This is a genomic window from Pyrofollis japonicus (assembly GCF_033097485.1).
Classification (GTDB): Archaea; Thermoproteota; Thermoprotei_A; order Sulfolobales; family Pyrodictiaceae; genus Pyrofollis; species Pyrofollis japonicus.
The window spans coordinates 1152966-1169925 of the sequence record NZ_AP028634.1 but is presented as its reverse complement, the minus strand read 5'-3'; the positions used below and the strand labels follow the sequence as shown (position 1 = coordinate 1169925).

21 protein-coding genes are annotated in these 16960 nt (G+C 53.6%); 13 read left to right on the top strand and 8 right to left on the bottom strand.

From position 1 onward, the window contains the following. Positions 1-69: 69 nt before the first annotated feature. Positions 70-651: a TetR/AcrR family transcriptional regulator gene (locus SBG41_RS06005; protein ID WP_317894651.1), complete on the bottom strand. Its 582-nt coding sequence runs from the start codon at positions 649-651 to the stop codon at positions 70-72. 133 nt (positions 652-784) lie between these two features. Between SBG41_RS06005 and SBG41_RS06000 the strand changes: the two genes are divergently transcribed. Next, on the top strand, positions 785-1669 hold the full coding sequence (locus tag SBG41_RS06000; RefSeq protein ID WP_317894650.1) for a sulfite exporter TauE/SafE family protein: 885 nt from the start codon (positions 785-787) through the stop codon (positions 1667-1669). A 365-nt stretch (positions 1670-2034) separates the two neighbouring features. Here SBG41_RS06000 and SBG41_RS05995 read toward each other — a convergent pair whose 3' ends face one another. Then, positions 2035-2181, bottom strand: coding sequence for a hypothetical protein (locus SBG41_RS05995; RefSeq protein ID WP_317894649.1), 147 nt, complete (start codon positions 2179-2181; stop codon positions 2035-2037). A 148-nt stretch (positions 2182-2329) separates the two neighbouring features. Here SBG41_RS05995 and SBG41_RS05990 point away from each other — a divergent pair, with 148 nt between their 5' ends. The 5 genes from SBG41_RS05990 (at position 2330) to SBG41_RS05970 (ending at position 6730) form a co-directional block, all read left to right on the top strand. After that, on the top strand, positions 2330-3406 hold the full coding sequence (locus SBG41_RS05990) for a hypothetical protein (protein ID WP_317894648.1): 1077 nt from the start codon (positions 2330-2332) through the stop codon (positions 3404-3406). A 121-nt stretch (positions 3407-3527) separates the two neighbouring features. Further along, the gene (locus SBG41_RS05985) at positions 3528-3818 is read left to right on the top strand and encodes a hypothetical protein (protein ID WP_317894647.1); all 291 of its coding nucleotides are present in this window, start codon (positions 3528-3530) and stop codon (positions 3816-3818) included. Positions 3819-4310: 492 nt separating this feature from the next. Continuing rightward, the gene (locus SBG41_RS05980; protein WP_317894646.1) at positions 4311-4688 is read left to right on the top strand and encodes a PaREP1 family protein; all 378 of its coding nucleotides are present in this window, start codon (positions 4311-4313) and stop codon (positions 4686-4688) included. A 199-nt stretch (positions 4689-4887) separates the two neighbouring features. Continuing rightward, complete coding sequence (locus SBG41_RS05975) at positions 4888-5895, top strand: transglutaminase-like domain-containing protein (protein WP_317894645.1); 1008 nt, start codon at positions 4888-4890, stop codon at positions 5893-5895. A gap of 64 nt (positions 5896-5959) precedes the next feature. Beyond that, entirely contained in the window at positions 5960-6730 is a 771-nt protein-coding gene (locus SBG41_RS05970) for a hypothetical protein (protein ID WP_317894644.1), read from the top strand. A gap of 32 nt (positions 6731-6762) precedes the next feature. On the opposite strand, the gene SBG41_RS05965 is transcribed toward SBG41_RS05970, so the two are convergent. After that, positions 6763-7164: a thioredoxin family protein gene (locus SBG41_RS05965; protein ID WP_317894643.1), complete on the bottom strand. Its 402-nt coding sequence runs from the start codon at positions 7162-7164 to the stop codon at positions 6763-6765. A 316-nt stretch (positions 7165-7480) separates the two neighbouring features. Beyond that, positions 7481-8650, bottom strand: a complete 1170-nt coding sequence (locus SBG41_RS05960) for an MFS transporter (protein WP_317894642.1) — start codon at positions 8648-8650, stop codon at positions 7481-7483. 186 nt (positions 8651-8836) lie between these two features. On the opposite strand from SBG41_RS05960, the gene SBG41_RS05955 reads away from it, so the two are divergent. From SBG41_RS05955 to SBG41_RS05935, 5 genes are all read left to right on the top strand, one after another. Further along, positions 8837-9808: an aldo/keto reductase gene (locus tag SBG41_RS05955; protein ID WP_317894641.1), complete on the top strand. Its 972-nt coding sequence runs from the start codon at positions 8837-8839 to the stop codon at positions 9806-9808. A 339-nt stretch (positions 9809-10147) separates the two neighbouring features. After that, the gene (locus tag SBG41_RS05950) at positions 10148-10714 is read left to right on the top strand and encodes a hypothetical protein (RefSeq protein ID WP_317894640.1); all 567 of its coding nucleotides are present in this window, start codon (positions 10148-10150) and stop codon (positions 10712-10714) included. 109 nt (positions 10715-10823) lie between these two features. Next, a complete protein-coding gene (locus SBG41_RS05945) occupies positions 10824-11057 on the top strand; it encodes a hypothetical protein (protein ID WP_317894639.1) in 234 nt (77 codons plus the stop codon). 9 nt (positions 11058-11066) lie between these two features. Further along, entirely contained in the window at positions 11067-11669 is a 603-nt protein-coding gene (locus tag SBG41_RS05940; protein ID WP_317894638.1) for a DsbA family protein, read from the top strand. Positions 11670-11715: 46 nt separating this feature from the next. After that, positions 11716-12381 carry a cytochrome c biogenesis protein CcdA gene (locus tag SBG41_RS05935; protein WP_317894637.1) on the top strand — a complete coding sequence of 222 codons (666 nt, stop codon included), beginning with the start codon at positions 11716-11718 and terminating at the stop codon, positions 12379-12381. 15 nt (positions 12382-12396) lie between these two features. Here SBG41_RS05935 and SBG41_RS05930 read toward each other — a convergent pair whose 3' ends face one another. Then, positions 12397-12753, bottom strand: coding sequence for a cupin domain-containing protein (locus tag SBG41_RS05930; RefSeq protein WP_317894636.1), 357 nt, complete (start codon positions 12751-12753; stop codon positions 12397-12399). A 58-nt stretch (positions 12754-12811) separates the two neighbouring features. Between SBG41_RS05930 and SBG41_RS05925 the strand changes: the two genes are divergently transcribed. Both SBG41_RS05925 and aroE read left to right on the top strand, forming a co-directional pair. Then, the gene (locus SBG41_RS05925) at positions 12812-13390 is read left to right on the top strand and encodes a DUF998 domain-containing protein (RefSeq protein ID WP_317894635.1); all 579 of its coding nucleotides are present in this window, start codon (positions 12812-12814) and stop codon (positions 13388-13390) included. 46 nt (positions 13391-13436) lie between these two features. Further along, entirely contained in the window at positions 13437-14294 is an 858-nt protein-coding gene (gene aroE / locus SBG41_RS05920) for a shikimate dehydrogenase (protein WP_317894634.1), read from the top strand. Positions 14295-14346: 52 nt separating this feature from the next. On the opposite strand, the gene SBG41_RS05915 is transcribed toward aroE, so the two are convergent. Genes SBG41_RS05915 through aroF form a run of 3 tightly spaced genes read right to left on the bottom strand, consistent with a single transcriptional unit; the run spans position 14347 to position 16944 of the window. Beyond that, on the bottom strand, positions 14347-15006 hold the full coding sequence (locus tag SBG41_RS05915; protein ID WP_317896503.1) for a type I 3-dehydroquinate dehydratase: 660 nt from the start codon (positions 15004-15006) through the stop codon (positions 14347-14349). Positions 15007-15019: 13 nt separating this feature from the next. After that, entirely contained in the window at positions 15020-16129 is a 1110-nt protein-coding gene (gene aroB, locus SBG41_RS05910) for a 3-dehydroquinate synthase (RefSeq protein WP_317894633.1), read from the bottom strand. Next, a complete protein-coding gene (aroF, locus tag SBG41_RS05905; protein WP_317894632.1) occupies positions 16126-16944 on the bottom strand; it encodes a 3-deoxy-7-phosphoheptulonate synthase in 819 nt (272 codons plus the stop codon). Before aroF ends, aroB begins: the two co-directional genes overlap by 4 nt. Positions 16945-16960 lie beyond the last annotated feature (16 nt).

The following is a 16960-nucleotide window of genomic DNA, read 5'->3' as shown; positions in this document are numbered from 1 at the left end:
GTTTTTCTTTAAGCCGTGTCCAAGGGGCTTGAAAGGTACTTAAGTAATGGACTTTTCTCTCTCTACTTGTTATCCTGCCTTGTTTTCTTCCTGCCCGCTACCGCAATAGGGCCTCATTATCCCAATAGTCTCCTCGATGTATTCTTGAACGCTCATGTCTTTCGGCTTACTCAGTACCAGGCAGAGCAAGCCTCCGAAGAACAGGCGTGCAAGTGTCCTCGCCCTCTTCTCGCCTACCCTGGGGAACGATCGCTTAGCTACTTCTCCGAGCATTTGTTCGCATGTGTCTCGGAACAGCTTGTCCACCGACTCGTACACGTTCTTTACGTCAAGCGTATGTATGAGCAGCCTTGTCATGGTCTCGTCGCTGTACTTGCTTATGTATCGCTGGGCTATGCATTCGAGGAGGCTGCAGCCTCGGAGGTCCTCGTCGAGACAAGTCTTTATCACGTCGTGGGGGAGTGCTTTGAGGGCTACCTGTTGTATTATCTCGTCCTTGCTGCGGAAGTACCAGAATATTAGGCCCTTCGAGACGCCGGCCTCCATAGCTATTAGGCGTACTGGGGCCCGGAAGTAGCCGTGCTCCGCGAACACCTTCATTGCTGCTTTTATGATTCGTTCCCTTGTTTCCTCGGCTTCTTCTCTCGTCACTTCCTTCTCCCGAGTCCTTATACTCGTATAGTGTTTGTTTAAATACCTCTTTACTGACCGACCGGTTTGACCGATCGGTAAGTATAAATATTTCTTCTATTCTAACAGATACAAACTAACCGGGTGGTCAAGAATGATCGGGGCACTCGCCGCACTAACATACATACTCTCAACAATATTCGCCATAGCGGGAATGGGTGCAGCCGGAGTACTAGTACCCAACTACATAGCCCTAGGACTAAGCGTCTACACAGCAATAACACTAGCCCTGGCGCAGAACATCGCCGACCTAGCAGTGGTCACAGCGCTGCATACTCGCCGCGGCCTAGTAGACTGGAAGAAAGTGGCCACAGTAGCAGCACCCGCAGTAATGCTAGTACCGCTAGGGGTCTACATAGCAGTCCACACCCCGAGAATCATAATACTCGTAGCCTTCGGCGCATTCCTGGTCTTCGCCCTCTACAGGCTCACAGCACCACCAGCACCGCCAAGCGGCAAGAAAAGCGGGGGGATCGCTGCCGCGCTAGGAGCCGCTGAGGGAGTAATAGCGGGGCTAATAGGCATGGATGCGGCACCCATAGCGCTCATAGCATACTCGTACCTCCACAACGACCCCAAGAAGATATCCGCAAACACGGCTGCAACAGCCCTCATAGTCTCAGCAACAGCGTTCACAACCTATCTCTACGCCCTCCACACCACACACGGCATAAGCATAGGCTACACAGCAGTACTCCTAGTAATGGCCGCGGGGGCAGCAGGAGGAGCCACTGGAGCCAAGCTAGTACACAGGGTGAAACCGGTACACGTACGCGCTACAATGATAGCCGTGCTATCACTAGCACTAGCCGAGATAGCGGCGAAGATCGCGAAAGCCGGGCTACCCGGAGAAGCCGCCGCAGCAGCACTGATAGCAAGCCTAGCAATAATACTAGCAAAAGCAACTAAGAAACCTACAACAAGGCCACAAAGAATCAAGACACTAGAGGAGGCAAAACAACAAAGAAGAACAAGATAACATGAACAACTAGCCTAGACACCTCACACAAACCACACTTTTATCACAATAATTACTCCGGGAAGACAGCGCAAACACCGATATTGCTATGGCCCCATCATTCTCCCCGCACATGGCTAGGCCGATGAATAGCGCCCAGCGACGCAAAGATGCCCCGGCGCCACTGCCGCGCAGAAACCGGCCAAGAGATACACCAGTACACGCACCCATGCACCCAGAAGCACAGCCACACAGCAAAGCAGGTAGAGATAGCAAAACGACCCTATGAAGACAATATGGGTAAGCGAGGACGAGGCATTGAAGAAACTATGTGGGCTCGCTTAGGCAAAAACGTGTTTAATTTATGGCTGAAAAACACGTTGTGGTTAGACCGCGCCTACATCAGTTTCCTTTATGTCTGTGGGGAGCAGGTTCTTAGACGCTACTACTGCTGCAGCCATTGCTGCTACTAGGGCTAGTTTGAGCCAGGGGGTGTTCTCTATTTGAGCTGCGAGCTTTGCGAGCTTCTTCATACCTAGATCACACCTCGCCACTTAGCCTTGTAAGTGCAAGTAGTTCTGCTACCACATTTCTAAACCAATTCCAAGCAGGTTCTTGGAGGCCTGTTTGGCGAGCCAGATAAAGGGGCCTAGACACAATTCCCCAGGGGGAGCAAAACTAGTGAAGCAAAACAAGCAGGAAAAGAGGATAGCAGCACTACTAACATGCTACGACTACCGCCTAGACAAGGAAGCATTCGGAGTATCAAGACCAACTCTTCACGAAGTAGTGAAAAAGCTGCCCGAACCAGCACTTCATGTTCGCTATGTGTCTCCATTAGGGTTTAGAAACATCGTTATAGGCATAAGAGATAAGGAGCTGTGGAGACAGCTCATAAATGTGCAAAAAGTGAGAGAGATATCAGGCTTACCATACCCGAGGCTTGTTGGCACAATTGTTTTCTTCCTTGGCAACCTCGTGCACATCTCATACGATGTTCACGAATCATTGATACCTATTGTCTTACCTGCTGTTGAGGACTGGGTGAAGAAGTTTAGAGATAATGTTATGTATTTCTTTGTAGGCGATCGTCTCCCTGTGTGGAATTGTACGGGCGAGCTGGGGTTCAGCGAGGAGAACGTCAGCGCTGCTTATGATACACTGCGGCGCGTGCTCAATGCTCCTCCTCATAAGTCGAGAATGTACTTGATGGACTATATTATAATCTCTATTCTTGACCTTGAGCCTAAGCTCTCTACTCGTAGGTTGCGCGAACTAGTCTATGCTGTTAATGCGAGGCTTGAAGAGGAGGCTGGTATTGAGAGCGATGCTTTCCTTAAGTATCGCTTCGTTTATCGTCATTATTATCAGCTTTCTCGTAGCGGTGTTGCTGGCCGCATATGGGCCCGAAAGGCGCTCATGGGTGACTGTTTCCAGAGGATAGGCTTTGTGGCCCGCGGAGACTGTCTTGACGAGGTCTATGTTGCTGCTAGTGTTACTGCTTCTGCAGCAAACATTATTGCTTCAGACGAGTACGTTATCGCAAGCCTTGGTGTCCCCTCGGAGTTTCATACAGAAGTTCTTAGGAGGATTGCTTCCTGTATCTTGTATCCCCTTATAGGTTATCGTACGAAGGTTACGCCTTTGCCTTTTGAGCTTTATGACCCGTTCCGGGATAAGTGGACCACTGAGCCTGTTGGCTTTGATATTTATGGTATTCTTCGTAAGTATCGCTTGCTTGAGGACGGGGGCAAGTAGGCTTTTCTTTCTTTTCCTAGGCGGAGAGTGTTTTATATTTTGCGCAAGGGGGTGTTCGTCAAGGGTTTCGTGCTTGTTTTATTAAGCTTTGGGCCCAGTAATACAAGGGTGTTACCGAGAATTGCCTAGCCCCCTGGAGGTCAGGGAGTACCTTGTTAGGAGTATGGTTGGCTTATACGTCGTATTGAATAGTTATGCTCGTAGACACTATGGTGTTAGTTTCGAGGAGCTCCTAGTCACTGAGCCCGATAGGGCGTACGAGGCTATGGAGCGGGTGCTTGGGCCGCGTGCACGCGTAGTCGCTAAGACTATCTCGAACAGTCTTGGCATATACTTTCAAGTAGCTCCGGTAGAGACTGGTGGAGGCTTCGTAGGCGGCCCTGTAATGCTTATTACAAAGTTCTATGCATAACATAACCCTACTCAACGTGTTAGGTACGATGCTTAGCGTGAGGCCCACGTATCTAAGCCTTGTCTTCGACAAGGAAGGAGGGGTTACCGCTTCCTCTTCGGCGTCGTTGCTAGTCTTCTTGCCTTATTGCCGCTTAGGAGCTTCTTCCTCGAGCACCTTTGGCTAGTCGTTGTGCTGCCTCTATGGTTTCTTCTTGCTTGACCGGTCTTTGAGGCGATGAATGGGGGATCGGCCGGGCTAAGGGTGTGTAGCTGCACCGGGGGATGGCATGGCGATAGTTTTGGGAGGATGTAGGTGCTGATGATTAGCTCTCTTCTTGGGCTATTTCACCCCAGGGGAGGCGCCAAGGCCGCTGTATACGTCTTAGTGGTCTTATTGTGAGAATAGAATACCTACTAGGTATTGTTTAAATACTCCCACCAAGCATATACCCTCCATGCTCGGAGGCATAGAGGCTCCCTCTCTGCGGGCATGTGGGGTGTTTCTTGCGTAATGTGTGTAAGGGCTTCTAGGGCTGAGGAGTGTATCCGGAAGTCAAGGGAGCTCGTAGAGCGTGCAATAAGGGATGCCCAGGGTGGGCGAGTAGACCTGGCGGCCGAGACCCTCTGGGACGCGGTCAGCCTCGCGGTAAAGGCGTACGCTTACGGCGTCGACGGCAAACAGATAGAGAGCGACGAAGAGCTATGGGAGTATAAGAATAGGGTAGCAGAGAAGCTGGGCGAGGAAGTCCTAGACATCTTCCAGCGCGCGGCCGGGCTTCACCAGTGTGCTGGGGAGAGGATATGCACCCCCGAAGACGTCGTGGCGGCGGCGCAGGCTGCGGAGAAGCTAATGGAGCTGGTTGAGAAGGCCTTGAGCACTAGAGAGTAAAAAGGAACGGTACTGGGCGACGCGGTCATAATTCTTTAAGAGATTGAGACAGCACATGGTGAAGAGGGGATGATGTTCTAGACGGGGGCTTAGCCCCAGGGCAACAGTATTATGCTGCAGTGTGCTGAAAACCCTGGATACCGACCCTCTTTCCTTCCCGCACAGGGGCCTCTATAGACGCGGCCGATGGCGCTGTGACATGTGGCGAGATAGGCGGCTACTCGTACTCGTCTTTACAGCCGTGTTCGCATCGGGATTCGTGGCTGGCTTGCTCGTGGCCAAGCACTTGTCCTGCAACGACTCCTGCAGTATGCATGCTGTCGCAAAGACGGGTAGAGGGCATGACTTAGCCAGCATAGTTGAGACTATTAGGTCGTTGCTTGTAAGAGGGCCTTCGAGCACTGTGCGTGACCAGGCTCTCCGAGCCCTCGTAGACTATGCTTCGCGGAGGAGTATCCTCGTTAATGAATCCGTTGAGCTTGTTCCTGGGTGGAGGCAGTGTGTTGGGCTCAAGCTCTACAAGGGCATCGTCTACTGGTTTAGCGTTGACGCTACGGGCGGTGGCTCCGTGGACGTCTACCTGGTTATCGGGGGGAGGGAGGAGTATCTCGGAGAAGCGGCCCCGGGCAGGGGCCTCTCTGAGCACCTTGTGCCGAGAAGCATTATTGATGCAAGCTTGTGTCTGCTTAACAATGGGTCGGAGAAGGCCCTTGTACGCGTGGCGGTCTCCGCTAGCCTGCCCCGCAACATAACTAATGACCCCGTTTACAAGGTGCTCGCAATAGCTCTCTGGGCTAGAGACAATCTGCGCTACGTCAGTGATCCAAGGGGCTTAGAATACGTGGCGTCACCCGATGAAACCCTTAAGACTATGAGCGGGGACTGCGACGATTTCGCCGTCCTCCTGGCATCAATGTATCGCGCCGTGGGGCTGCGGGCCGGGGTCGCCCTCGTAGATACTAGTGGTGACCACGTACCCGACCACGCCTCGGTACTGGTGGCTCTCCCCCCCGACAAAGAGGAGTTATCTGCGAGAATGGCTGCACTCCTCCAAGCACTAGGCGTGCCTTTCGACGGCTTCACGTCTATAAGCCGGGGCAATACTACGTGGCTCGTAATAGACCCCGCAATGGCGTATAATGGTACAGAGCCCTGGCTAGTAACACTCCCCGACTACGAGGTAGTTGGGTTCGTAGAGCCGGGGTGACGGGTATGAGGCGACACTAGCGTTAATTTCCTGCAAGAAACTCTTCTGCTTGGAGAAATAAGCCTTGCCGAGAATACTCATGTATATTCACCCCACGTGTGCGACGAGCTACCATGTAGTGAAGAATCTCGCTAGGAAAGGCCTCTTAGATAGAGTAGAGCTGGCCTCGACAGCTGACCCTGCGGGCTCAGAGGTGCTTCGGAGAAATATATGGAGCGTCCCCTGGATACTGGTTGACGGCGTACCAGCGGCGACCGATCCCGTAGAGCCTGAGGAAGCAGAGGCAATAATCACGGGCTCCTGGAAGCCTAGTGGAAAAGACCCAGTAGAGGCGTTCATGGAGACAGTGCTTCACAGCGCCTACGCCGCTGCAGTGGCATATCTACACGACGATATAGCCCCGGTCCTAGACACGGACTTTGCCTCTGCTGCTACCCGTGCACCTTTAAGCGGCGCTAACCCGAAGAGCGTTATCAGCGAGGTCAAGAGGCGCGGTAAAGAACTCTGGGAGGAGTGGCGCAATAAGGTGATGCGTGCACTTGGCATATCGTTTGTAAGAGAGTACTGGTGGGCCAGCGGAGGCAGCTTGGCGCGGGAGGAGCTGAAGCAGCTTGCAACACCAACTAATGTGGGGGCATGGCTAATTGCCAAGGCAAGTATTGGTAGGAGCGGGTTACCCTCGAAACCCTTCCCGAGGAAGGAACTAGTAGAGGACATGGCTCGCTTTGTGCAAAGGGGTGCAGCTGGTCTTCTCTCAAAAATCCGTAGAGAACAGGAAGAGATACTAAACGATGAGGAGTACTGGAGGCTACTAGGCGAGCATGGCCTAGCATAGGGGAGCTGAAACAGTCTTCTAGCCGGGGACTATTATTTCTCTAAATGTTTTTCCACGAGCTCGGCTAGATACTCCTCGTCAACAAGCCCTATTATGCCGTCGACCGGCTTGCACTTCTTGAATATTATCGTGGTCGGTGTAGCCGATATTCCGAGCTCCCATGCCTTCTCAAGCATATTGTAGACGTCTGCCTCGTAGAACCCTACTTTCTTCTCGCCATACTTCTTCAAAGCCTTGTATGCATAGGTATAGAATATCGGCCTATAGGCGGCGCATGCTGGACACGTAGGGCTGCTGAACAAGACTACCGTGGTGCTGTGCCTGCAGACCGCTTTGTCTAGTTCTTCCTCGTTCTCCGCGGTCTTAACAACTATCTCGTCTATACCCATGTCCTTCAAGTATTCCTGGAGCCAGGGCATATATGCCTCGGTCATATCTCTTCCCCATTCACACCAGTTAAAGAAAACTACTTATATGGCGACGGCTAGATACAACATGCCATATTTTAAACGAGGATAACACGAATAATTTGTACAAATACCTATATCGCATAATTCGTAACGTGAACAGTTTTCTAGATTTTTACGACCACAGGATAAGGTCACGCTACTAATAGGAGTAAAGTTGCCAAAGAGCCTCCTTGCGGCCTACAACTGGAGACATGTGTAAGGGCTAGGCTTGTCCCTAATAAGCCCGGGCAAGGTTGAACATTGAACGCTGATCTAGGGATAGAGAGGCAGGGGCCGGTGCCTAACACGTTCTTAGTCTCCTGCGAGAAATACTCCATGATGCCACGAGTACCAGGGATAGTGCTTGCATTACTAACATAGCGGTGTAGCCTGCCTCGTAGCCTCCTCGCTCAGCTATGGCTCCTAGTAGTGTTGAGCCTATGAAGCCGCCTATGTCGAAGGAGAGGGTATACATTGAGAGTACGGTGTTCCTTATTCTCGGCTCAACGTTCGACACTATGAGGACTTGTTCCGAGGGCGCTATGAGGCCGAATCCTGCGCCGTATAGGGAGCCCGACAAGTATATCCATGGGGGGAGAACTGAGGCGAGAAGCACAGCTGTGGCGCCAACTAGTAGCGTGTAGCCCATAAGCATCGTCGCGATGCACCCTATCAGCGGCACTAGTGCCGATGTTGATAGCCTTGCTACGAGCCCTGTGGCGCCGCTGAGGGAGAGCGCGGTGCCGAAGACAGTGGCAGGGTAGCCAAGGTCCTTGAGGTTTGCCTGCGGCAGTGACTGGAATCCGAGGAAGACTGCTCCATCAACAATTGGTGTTACTGCTATTATCCATATCCTCCGTAGGGCTGAGAAAGCCTCTCCTAGTCTCGGCTTCCCAGCTCTTGCCGGGGGCGCTCCGGCTTTGATGAGTGATGAAGCAGCCGCAGCTCCTATTGAGTTTAGTACAGCGTAGGCGAAGGCAGCTCCGTAGCCGGCTTTATCGACTATGAGGCCCGCTATGAAGGGCGCTGTTGCCGAGGCAGTCGATATAGCTGCACTACGTAGCGAGACGGCGGTGTTAACGCTTACTCCTCGCACCATGCTCGCAACGTAGATGCTCGGTGCAACGAAGAGTGCTAGGCCGACGCCCTGCATTATCCTCGTTATGCCTAGTCCTAGGCCGCTCTCGCTCACCATGGCTACGAGGCCGGCGAGTGCCAGCGATAACCCTCCGAGCGCCATGAAGGGCCTGGGGCCGATGCGGTCGGCTGCAACACCAACCGGGATGCGGAGAACCGCGGCCGACAATGACGCCAGTGAGAAGATTATCCCTGTGCTGGCTATGCTCACTCCTAGGAACCTTGCATACCTGGCGACGATAGAGGTTATCGACATCATTCCGGAGAAGAACATGTAGGTAGCAATAACTAGTAGCCACAGATCCCGCTTTTCGCCCCCTGCTTGACTAGCCACTTCTCCTTCTCCTATGCGCCGGCATGGAATCCTTACATCCTCCTATATAGGATTGTGTAGGCGAGACAGCAGCACGTACTAGCTAGCATATAATTAGGTAAGTATTTTGTTTGATAAAATAGGAACTAAAAGAACATGTTTAATAAGATGCATACAATAAGGTCTTTTCTGAGAGGTGCGCGTATCGTGAAGTACAATGTGCTCGGGAGAACCGGGCTAAAAGTATCGGCCATCGCGTACGCTGTTTACGGTGTACACGGTCCCTACGAGGGGCTCTCTCGCCGGGACCTCGCAGAGCTCGTCAAAGAGGCGTGGAGCCTAGGCATAAACTTCTACATCACGGCGCCAGTGTACGGCATGGAGGCGCTAGAGGCGCTTCGCCGCGGGCTCGGCGAGGACATCGAGGAAGCAGTAGTAGGTGTGCTTGTGGGCTATAAGCGCGGGGGAGGACAGAGCTTCGAGCCAGAATTCCTAACCAGCAGCCTAGAGGAGGCATGTGAGGCTCTAGGAAAATGCCCTGTAGATTTAGCTATAATCCATGACCCGGGCCTCGAGGTTCTCCGCAACAGGGCGCTCTACGAGGCTATGCGGGGCCTCGTGGAGGACGAGCTTGCAAGTCACCTAGCTGTCTCGATAAGCCAGGACCCGGACGCCCTGCTAGCTGCTAGAGAGGCTCTTCGCCACGATGAGGTTGAGGCTCTGCGCTTCGTCTACAATGTCTTGGAGCAGGAGCCCGGAGCGACCATAGCTAGGGAGGCGAGGGAGAAGGGCCGCGGCATAATAGTCGCGATGCCTCATGCTGGCGGCCTGATGCTGGGGGAGACTCCGAGTAGCTGGGAGAACATGGAGCCGTACTATGCTGGCGGCAAGAGGATGAGAGGCTGGTATCGTAGCGCACTCGTACTCTACAAGTTCATGGAGAAGACTCTGAGAGAGGAGCTTGCCACACTCCTCGAGGCTAATACGCCCGCGCAGCTCGCGCTACGATTCATATACTCAAGCATACCGGTAGACACGATAGAGGTCGCGGCAAGGACCAAGGAGAAGCTAAGAGAGCTCGTAGAGGCCTCGGAGGCGCCGTTGCTGAGCAAGGAAGAGGTGGAGAAGCTGCGACAGATATACGAGAAGGGCAGGAGCCCCGGAGCATCGATGAGCTAGCCGAGCGTTATCCTTATTCCAGCGCGAATCCTAGTCCAAGATTCTATTACCGGGGTGCCGCGGTAGACAGCCGCTGGTTCCACGGCGGCCTGGATGAGCCGCGGCCCCTTTGGGTGCCCGCACACTGTTACCCATATACTTCATTCCCTTGTACCGTGTAACGCTCGTCTTCTGACCAAGGTGCAGAGCTATATGCGAGCCTTCTTCGTAGATGTACGGCTCAGTTTTTAGTACCGGGCTCACTGTTTTTACTCATTACTAGGGATAGTATTGTACGATGCGAAGTTTTTGAAAGAAGCTATGTTAGACTCTTTGCTGGCTGTATCCGGCTTGCCTTCTTTGAGCGAGGCGAGAGATTTCCTAGAGAAGCTTGTTGAGCCCGTAGAGGTTGACGTAGAGGTTGTTCCCTTATCACCTTTCTCCGAGGAGGGCTACGAATACGTTAAGCGAAGGCTCGGGGTCTACGAAAAGGTTGTTCTGAAGCGTCTTGAGCTTGACAAGTGGGGGGAGCAATTACCAGAGCCCGCTATACGCGTAGGCGGGCGGCTACAGGGCAGACTAGTGTACTACGGTATCCCCGCCGACGTACTCCTCATGCCCTTTTATCTTTCGATAGCGCTGGCCGGAGGCGCATGGGAGGGCGAGAAGCCGTCTAGATGTCCAAGTGGCCGCCTAGCCCTCTATGTCGTCTCCGGACTGCCGTGTACGAGGGCACTATACTATAGTATCCAAGTTGTTGCTCATTGCCCGGATACGGAGCTTTGGAGCGTGAACGCGGAGGCCGCAATTGTGCAAGGCTATGGTATCCCGAGCAGCCGTGTACCAGCCTTCATCACTACTAGGGGCAAAGTTATCGTTAAAGAACCGAAGAGCGTCGATGAAGCAGCTTCTATCTGGGATAAATAAGCGCCTCGGCTAGTAGAATGAAGCAGTGATATCATTTTATCTCTATTTTTGCACAAGCTGGGAAATCTTTTTAACAATCCTTAGCAACCTTATCATCCGGGGATTACGCGTGAAGGTGTTTGATCTTAGAAAAATAGCATCAGCGTGTGGCGACTATACGCTGTACGTGCTAGCTGAGCTAGACAAGCTGGAGAGCGGTGAGAAACTGAAAGTAATTGTCGCCAAGTCTGCAAAGGAGGTATTAGACGAAACTATCTCTAGTATAGAGAAGAGCAACGCGGCAAAGGTTATAGAGCGCGGAGAAGAGAGCAACGCGTACTACGCTGTCCTGGAGAAAAGGTGATTCGTGAAGGTGAGAAGCCAGTATCCGCTCCTAGTCTTACTAATCAGTATTGTAGTCGTGGCTGCACTAGTCCTGGGCCTAGGCCTACATATCGGAGACAATACTAGTAGCACTGCCAGTTCCGCCGAAGCGCCCAGAACGAGTAGCCAAACAACTAGTACTACTAATGCTCAGCAGAACCCGACTACTACAATTGAGCACAGGAACGTATTCATAGTGGAAATAGGTGATCCGAGATGCCCTCATTGCAAGGCAATGGAGGAATTCTTTGAGAGGTACTCCTCGAGGACAGGTATAAGGTCTTACTTCTGCTCCGTCCTTAACAGTGGTTGTGCAGAAGCCTTCTGGGCTCTCTACAAGCTCAAGGCAACACAGGGAGTCCCGACAATAGTTGCTTGCAGCAAGGACGGGATCCTCTTCGTAGAAGTCGGGGAGCTCAGAAGCACCGAGTGGTGGAACGAGGCGCTCCTAAGCAGTGAGCCAAGAATGGAGGGCAAGATTCACGTCTACCTGGCTGGAGACAAGTATGGCGAGATAGATGCCTCGAAGGAGCTTTACCAAGTACTCTGTACAGCCACAATCAACGCTTCAGAGCTGATTAGCCCGGGCTAGTTACGGGATAACATTAATCACCGAGCATGGGGGTTTGACTACAAAAGTGCTCCATACTAGGCTTCTCGGCGAGCTTGTCGGGTTCGCCGCGCTTGACAGCATCAATCCGTGTACTTTCTACGTGTATGCTGTGCTCTTGCTCGCAACCTCTATTCGCACGAAGAGTCCGAAAAGGGTAATGGCTACCGCCCTGGCTTTCACGGCAGCCGTTTACATAGGTTACCTCCTGGTTGCCCTCGGAATAGCCTTTGCCTCGACAACTCTGCCTATATGGCTCCTGGGAGTCGTGGCGATGGCTTTCGGCTCCTATACCCTTGCAGAGGCGGTCGCTGAGAGACACGGAAAGGCACTGCCCCTTGCAAGACCTGGGGGAAAGCTCTCAAAGCACGCCCTACGAGCAGCTTGGAGCATCCTGGCCGCGGGGCTTCTAGGCTTCCTGGCCTCCTTCACGCTCTTGCCATGTAGTAGCGGGCCCCTCCTCGCATTCATCACGCTAGCCCGGGCAAGCAGCGCTACATCGATCACAGAGCTACTACCATACCTGCTCATCTACAACCTTGTGTTCGTCGCCCCTCTCCTCGTGATAGGTGTCTCCATAACGGCTGCGTATCGGGTAAGGAAGGTGCAAGAAGCTGTTGCCAGGTACTCGGCCGAGCTGAGCGCAGTGGCCGGCATATTACTGATACTGGTAGGGGTAGTCGTGCTCGTCTAAGAACTCCTCGGCTCCCTAGCCTTTCTTTACTTGTGCTGCTTGGCACCCTCCCAGCTTCTCCACGAGGCCTTTACGATCCTCTGTAAACGGTGCATTGACGTCAACGACTACTGTCTCCTCCAGAGCCCTGGCCTCATGCTCGACTCCCGGCGGGATAACTTGGAGATCACCAGGCCTCATGACTACTGTCTTGCCACCTATCTTCAGCTCTAGGAGGCCTCTTTGGCAGAAGGAGACTTGTAGACTAGTATGACTGTGCTTTGGCACAACAGCGCCCTTCTCTAGAAGCGTCTCGATGACTACTGCTTCGTCGCTGCAGTAGAGGAGGCGGGAGTGAACCCCAGGCATTACCTCTATGTACTTGTCTTGCAATACGATGCACCACTATATTATTCCGTGCATCAAGTCTTTTATATGGGATGCAGAGGTCTTGGAGACTGCTAGGATTAGCCGCTACCTAATATACCTAGGACCCCTCGTAGTAGTACTCGCGTGGCTCATTATCGGGGCTGCGTGGCTTCTTAACAGAGACTGGTTCGTATTCACTAGGCACGCTTTCAGCGACCTAGGTGGCCCCCGTAGCTGCTGCCCAGGCCTCTACAACTATGGCTTGGTGCTGCTCGGAGTACTGCTTGCGCTATGGGGTATCGCGGCCACCTATCTCGCCGAGAACAAGCCCGAGGCCATTGGGGCCTCCTACATGGTTGTGGCCGGCGTATTCCTCCTACTCATAGGCATATTCCCTTCCGGGACAAGGCACCACGTATGCGTCTCCACGTGGTTCTTTATCCAGAGCTACTGGGGGCTGAGCCTCCTCCTCTACGGGCAAGCCAAGCGGGGCTCAAGGGCTGCGAAAGTGTCTCTAGCAGCGCTCCTAGTATCTATACCGCTTGGAGTATTGCTTGCCCTGTGGCCTGGGTGGCCGAGCGCAGCAACCCTGGAGACGTACCTCATAGTCTTTATTGATGTAGGTGTTATTGTTGCCTCACGGGAGCTTTCCCATCGCTAGCGGGGTTAGCTTAAGGCCTACGTAGGTGCTACGAGGTGTAGGGTACTTGCCTAGGCGGTGTTCCCCGGGGACTAGGCTCTACGGGCTCATAGGTAGTCCTGTTAAACACAGCTTGAGCCCTCTCATTCATTGCACATTTTATGAGCGCTACGGCGTTGATGCTGTTTACCTGGTATGGGATACAGTGCCGGAGGCCTTGGCTGAGAGGGTGCATGCTCTGCGCAGCCTGGCAGCCGGGTTCAACGCGACTATCCCGCTCAAGGAGAAGATAATAGGGCTTCTCGATGGCCTTGAGGAAGATGCCGCGGAGATAGGGGCGGTAAACACTGTTAAGAACGGGGGCGGGAAGCTGTGGGGCTACAACACTGACTACTTGGGTGTGATGAAGTGCCTCGGGAGAATCCAGGGGGAGAGGGCCCTAGTCATAGGTGCTGGCGGGGCTGCGAGAGCCGCTGTCTACGCTCTGTATAGGCTCGGCGTATCCAGGATAATTGTTGCCAATAGGAGCATGGACAGAGCGAAGAAGCTGGCTCACTGGGCTAGGGGGCTCGGCATAGATTTGGAGATTAGTAGTTTAGACGACGCGGAGAACGCGGCAAGAAGAGCCGACATAATAGTTAACGCTACGCCTCTCGGAAGCAAGTCTTGCTGCCCCGATCAAGCACCACCCGTTATCGCCGCAATTCATAGCGGCCAAGTAGTATTTGACATGGTTTATCAGCCGCTGGAAACCCTGCTTCTCCGAGAAGCGCGAAAGAGAGGGGCGAGAACAGTCACCGGGCTCTGTATGCTTGTCTGGCAAGCACTATACGCGGAGAAGATATGGCTAGGCATAGAGCCCAGTATTGATGACTACAACTACGTAGTAAACGAGGTTGTAAAGTATCTGAGCACGAGTGGCTAGCAACACTGCTCCTCACAAGTTGATAGGCTAAAGGAGGCCCCCGTGGCCTAGCCTAGTCTATTGCTCCCAGGAGCCGCCACGCGGCTAGCAGCTCGTCTAAGCCCAGCTGCCCAGGTGCTACTGGTTCACCGAGGGCAGCATATGTGAAGGGAGCTCCAGCCAGAGGTGCGAGTATCCTTGAGAGCCTGCCTTTCTTACCCATTGCGAACGCTACCACCTTTCCGGGCCTCCACGTGTTGAGGCCTATTAGGCGCCAATTGTCACTAAAGCTCCTTGCCATAGTAACTATCTTGGCTATCGCTGCTCCCCGCCTTATCATGTCGCCCGCATAGCTGTAGAGGACCTCGGAGGGAGGCGTCCACCGATAATCATGGAATGATACCAGGACGCGGCCCCGGGCATCCCCCAGCACCTTGTCGAGGAGAGGGAAGCGGTACTCAACGTCTATGAGCCACGCCCCCCTATCAAGCGCCTCTAGTAGGAGAAGAGCCTTCTCGTCGTCTGACCCACTGTATTTTCCCCCTTCACGGCTATCGCGCAGGGTAACAATCGTCCTTACTCCACGAGATGCGAAAGCCTCTACGAGCCCTAGTGCCTCGCTACGCGTATAGCCTAGTAGGTCTAGGCGGAGCTCTACTAGCCTACACTCCTTGCTCGTCACTAGCTCAAGGATTTCATCGGAACTAAGCCCGGGCGAAGGTACGCATGCCACGTGGTTCAAAGGGTTAGGCGTTGCCAGCCTCCCTCCATGCCTCCGCTAGTACTTTCTCGGCCTCGTCTAGTCTCAGGTCCACGAGGACCGGGCGCCCAATAGCCTCTAGTAATGGTAGTGTTAGCTTGTCTCCTCTCCTCTTCTTATCAAGTCTCATCAGCTTTACGGCCTCGTCCGCGCTTATGTTGCTCGGCGGCCTCGTAGGGAGGCCAAAGAGGCTTAGGGTCTCCCTTATTTCCTCAATGCTGCTTCTCGGCAATCCAGTTATCCTCGTAGCCGCGTAGGCCTCGACTACGAGGCCTATTGCCACGGCTTCTCCGTGACTCACTGTATACCCTGTGGCCTTCTCAACCGCATGGGCAACTGTATGGCCCAGGTTGAGGAGCATGCGATCACCCTTCCTCTCCCTATAGTCTCTTGCAACTATCTTCATCTTCGTATCCAGGCTCATCCTTATCATCTTCGATGCCTCGGCGTGGCTTCTGGCAAGAATTGCCTCTCGGTTCCTACGTAACCAGTCGAGGAACCATTCTCCCTCGAGAAGTGCGTGCTTGACTACCTCTGCTAGCCCGGAGACATAGTTTCTCTCATCGAGCGTCTCGAGATGCTCTGTATCGGCAACTATGAAGCGTGGGTGATGGAAAGCACCGATAATGTTCTTCGCGTTGAAGTCTATCGCGGTCTTGCCGCCCGCCGCGGCATCCGCCATAGAGAGAAGCGTCGTGGGTACTGTAGCCCAGTCTATGCCCCTCATGTAGGTGGCTGCCGCAAAGCCAGCAGCATCGCTCACCGCTCCACCGCCATAAGCTACGAGGAGGCTCCACCTATCAGCTCCTACTTTGAGCAACCACTCCCATAGCCCAACGACGGTGTTGATGCTCTTGGCCTTCTCTCCTCCTTTCACAACTAGCTTCTCTACTCTGAAGCCTTCCCGGGTAAATGCCTCCACCATGTCCTCGACGAATCTCCCGGGAACCCCGGAGTCTGCGACTATTAGTATAGAGGTGTAGTCCCGGCCTGCTTCCCGGACAAGTCTTGGCAATACTATGCGCGCTCCCGGCCCCACAGCTATATCGACGCTGATGGACTCGTTTATCGCCCACGTGCTGTGCTCGAGGCTCACAGCAACCCCATCTCCCTTAACTCCTTCACCATTGTCTCAAACATTCTGAAGTCTAGCTGCTGCTTTGCATCGCTTAGTGCCTCGTCAGGCCTCGGGTGAACCTCAACCATTATGCCATGGGCTCCTGCCGCAAGTGCTGCGCGAGCGAGCCATGGGACGAGGCTGCGGCGCCCAGCAGGGTGGCTTACATCAACTATTATTGGGAGCCTTGAGACCTCCTTCACCACCGGCACGACCGTTATATCGAGGCTAAACCTCGCGTACTCGTTGATACACCTTATCCCCCTCTCTATCAGAGCTACCTCTTCTAGGCCGTCTGCTAATAGGTACTCGGCTGAACAGAGCCACTCGTTTATCGTTGAGCCGAAGTGGCGCTTCAGGAACACGGGTTTACCCGCCTTGGCTAGTTCTTTTAGGAGCGGCGTGTTCTGCATATTTCTAGCGCCAACCCATATGGCGTCGACGTACTCGGCTGCAGTACCGACGTCCCGGGGATCCATTACCTCCGTCATCACGGGTAGTCCGGTCTTGTCGCCTGCCTCTCTCAGCCATTCGAGTGCTTTCTCGCCGTGCCCCTGGAAGCTGTAGGGACTAGTGCGTGGTTTCCAGGCTCCGCCGCGGAGTATAACGTTGCTGAAACCGAGCCTGTCAACGAGTATCTGCTTGAGTGTCGCGGCTGTTTCAAGAATCATGTCAGGGTTTTCAACGCTGCATGGCCCGGCTATTACTAGGGGCTCTTCTCCGCCGACAACTGCGCGGCCGACTCGGAAGCTTATCGGCCCGCCTCCCTTGTGGAGCACTCTCCAGCAATCCAATACCCGTGCACCCATT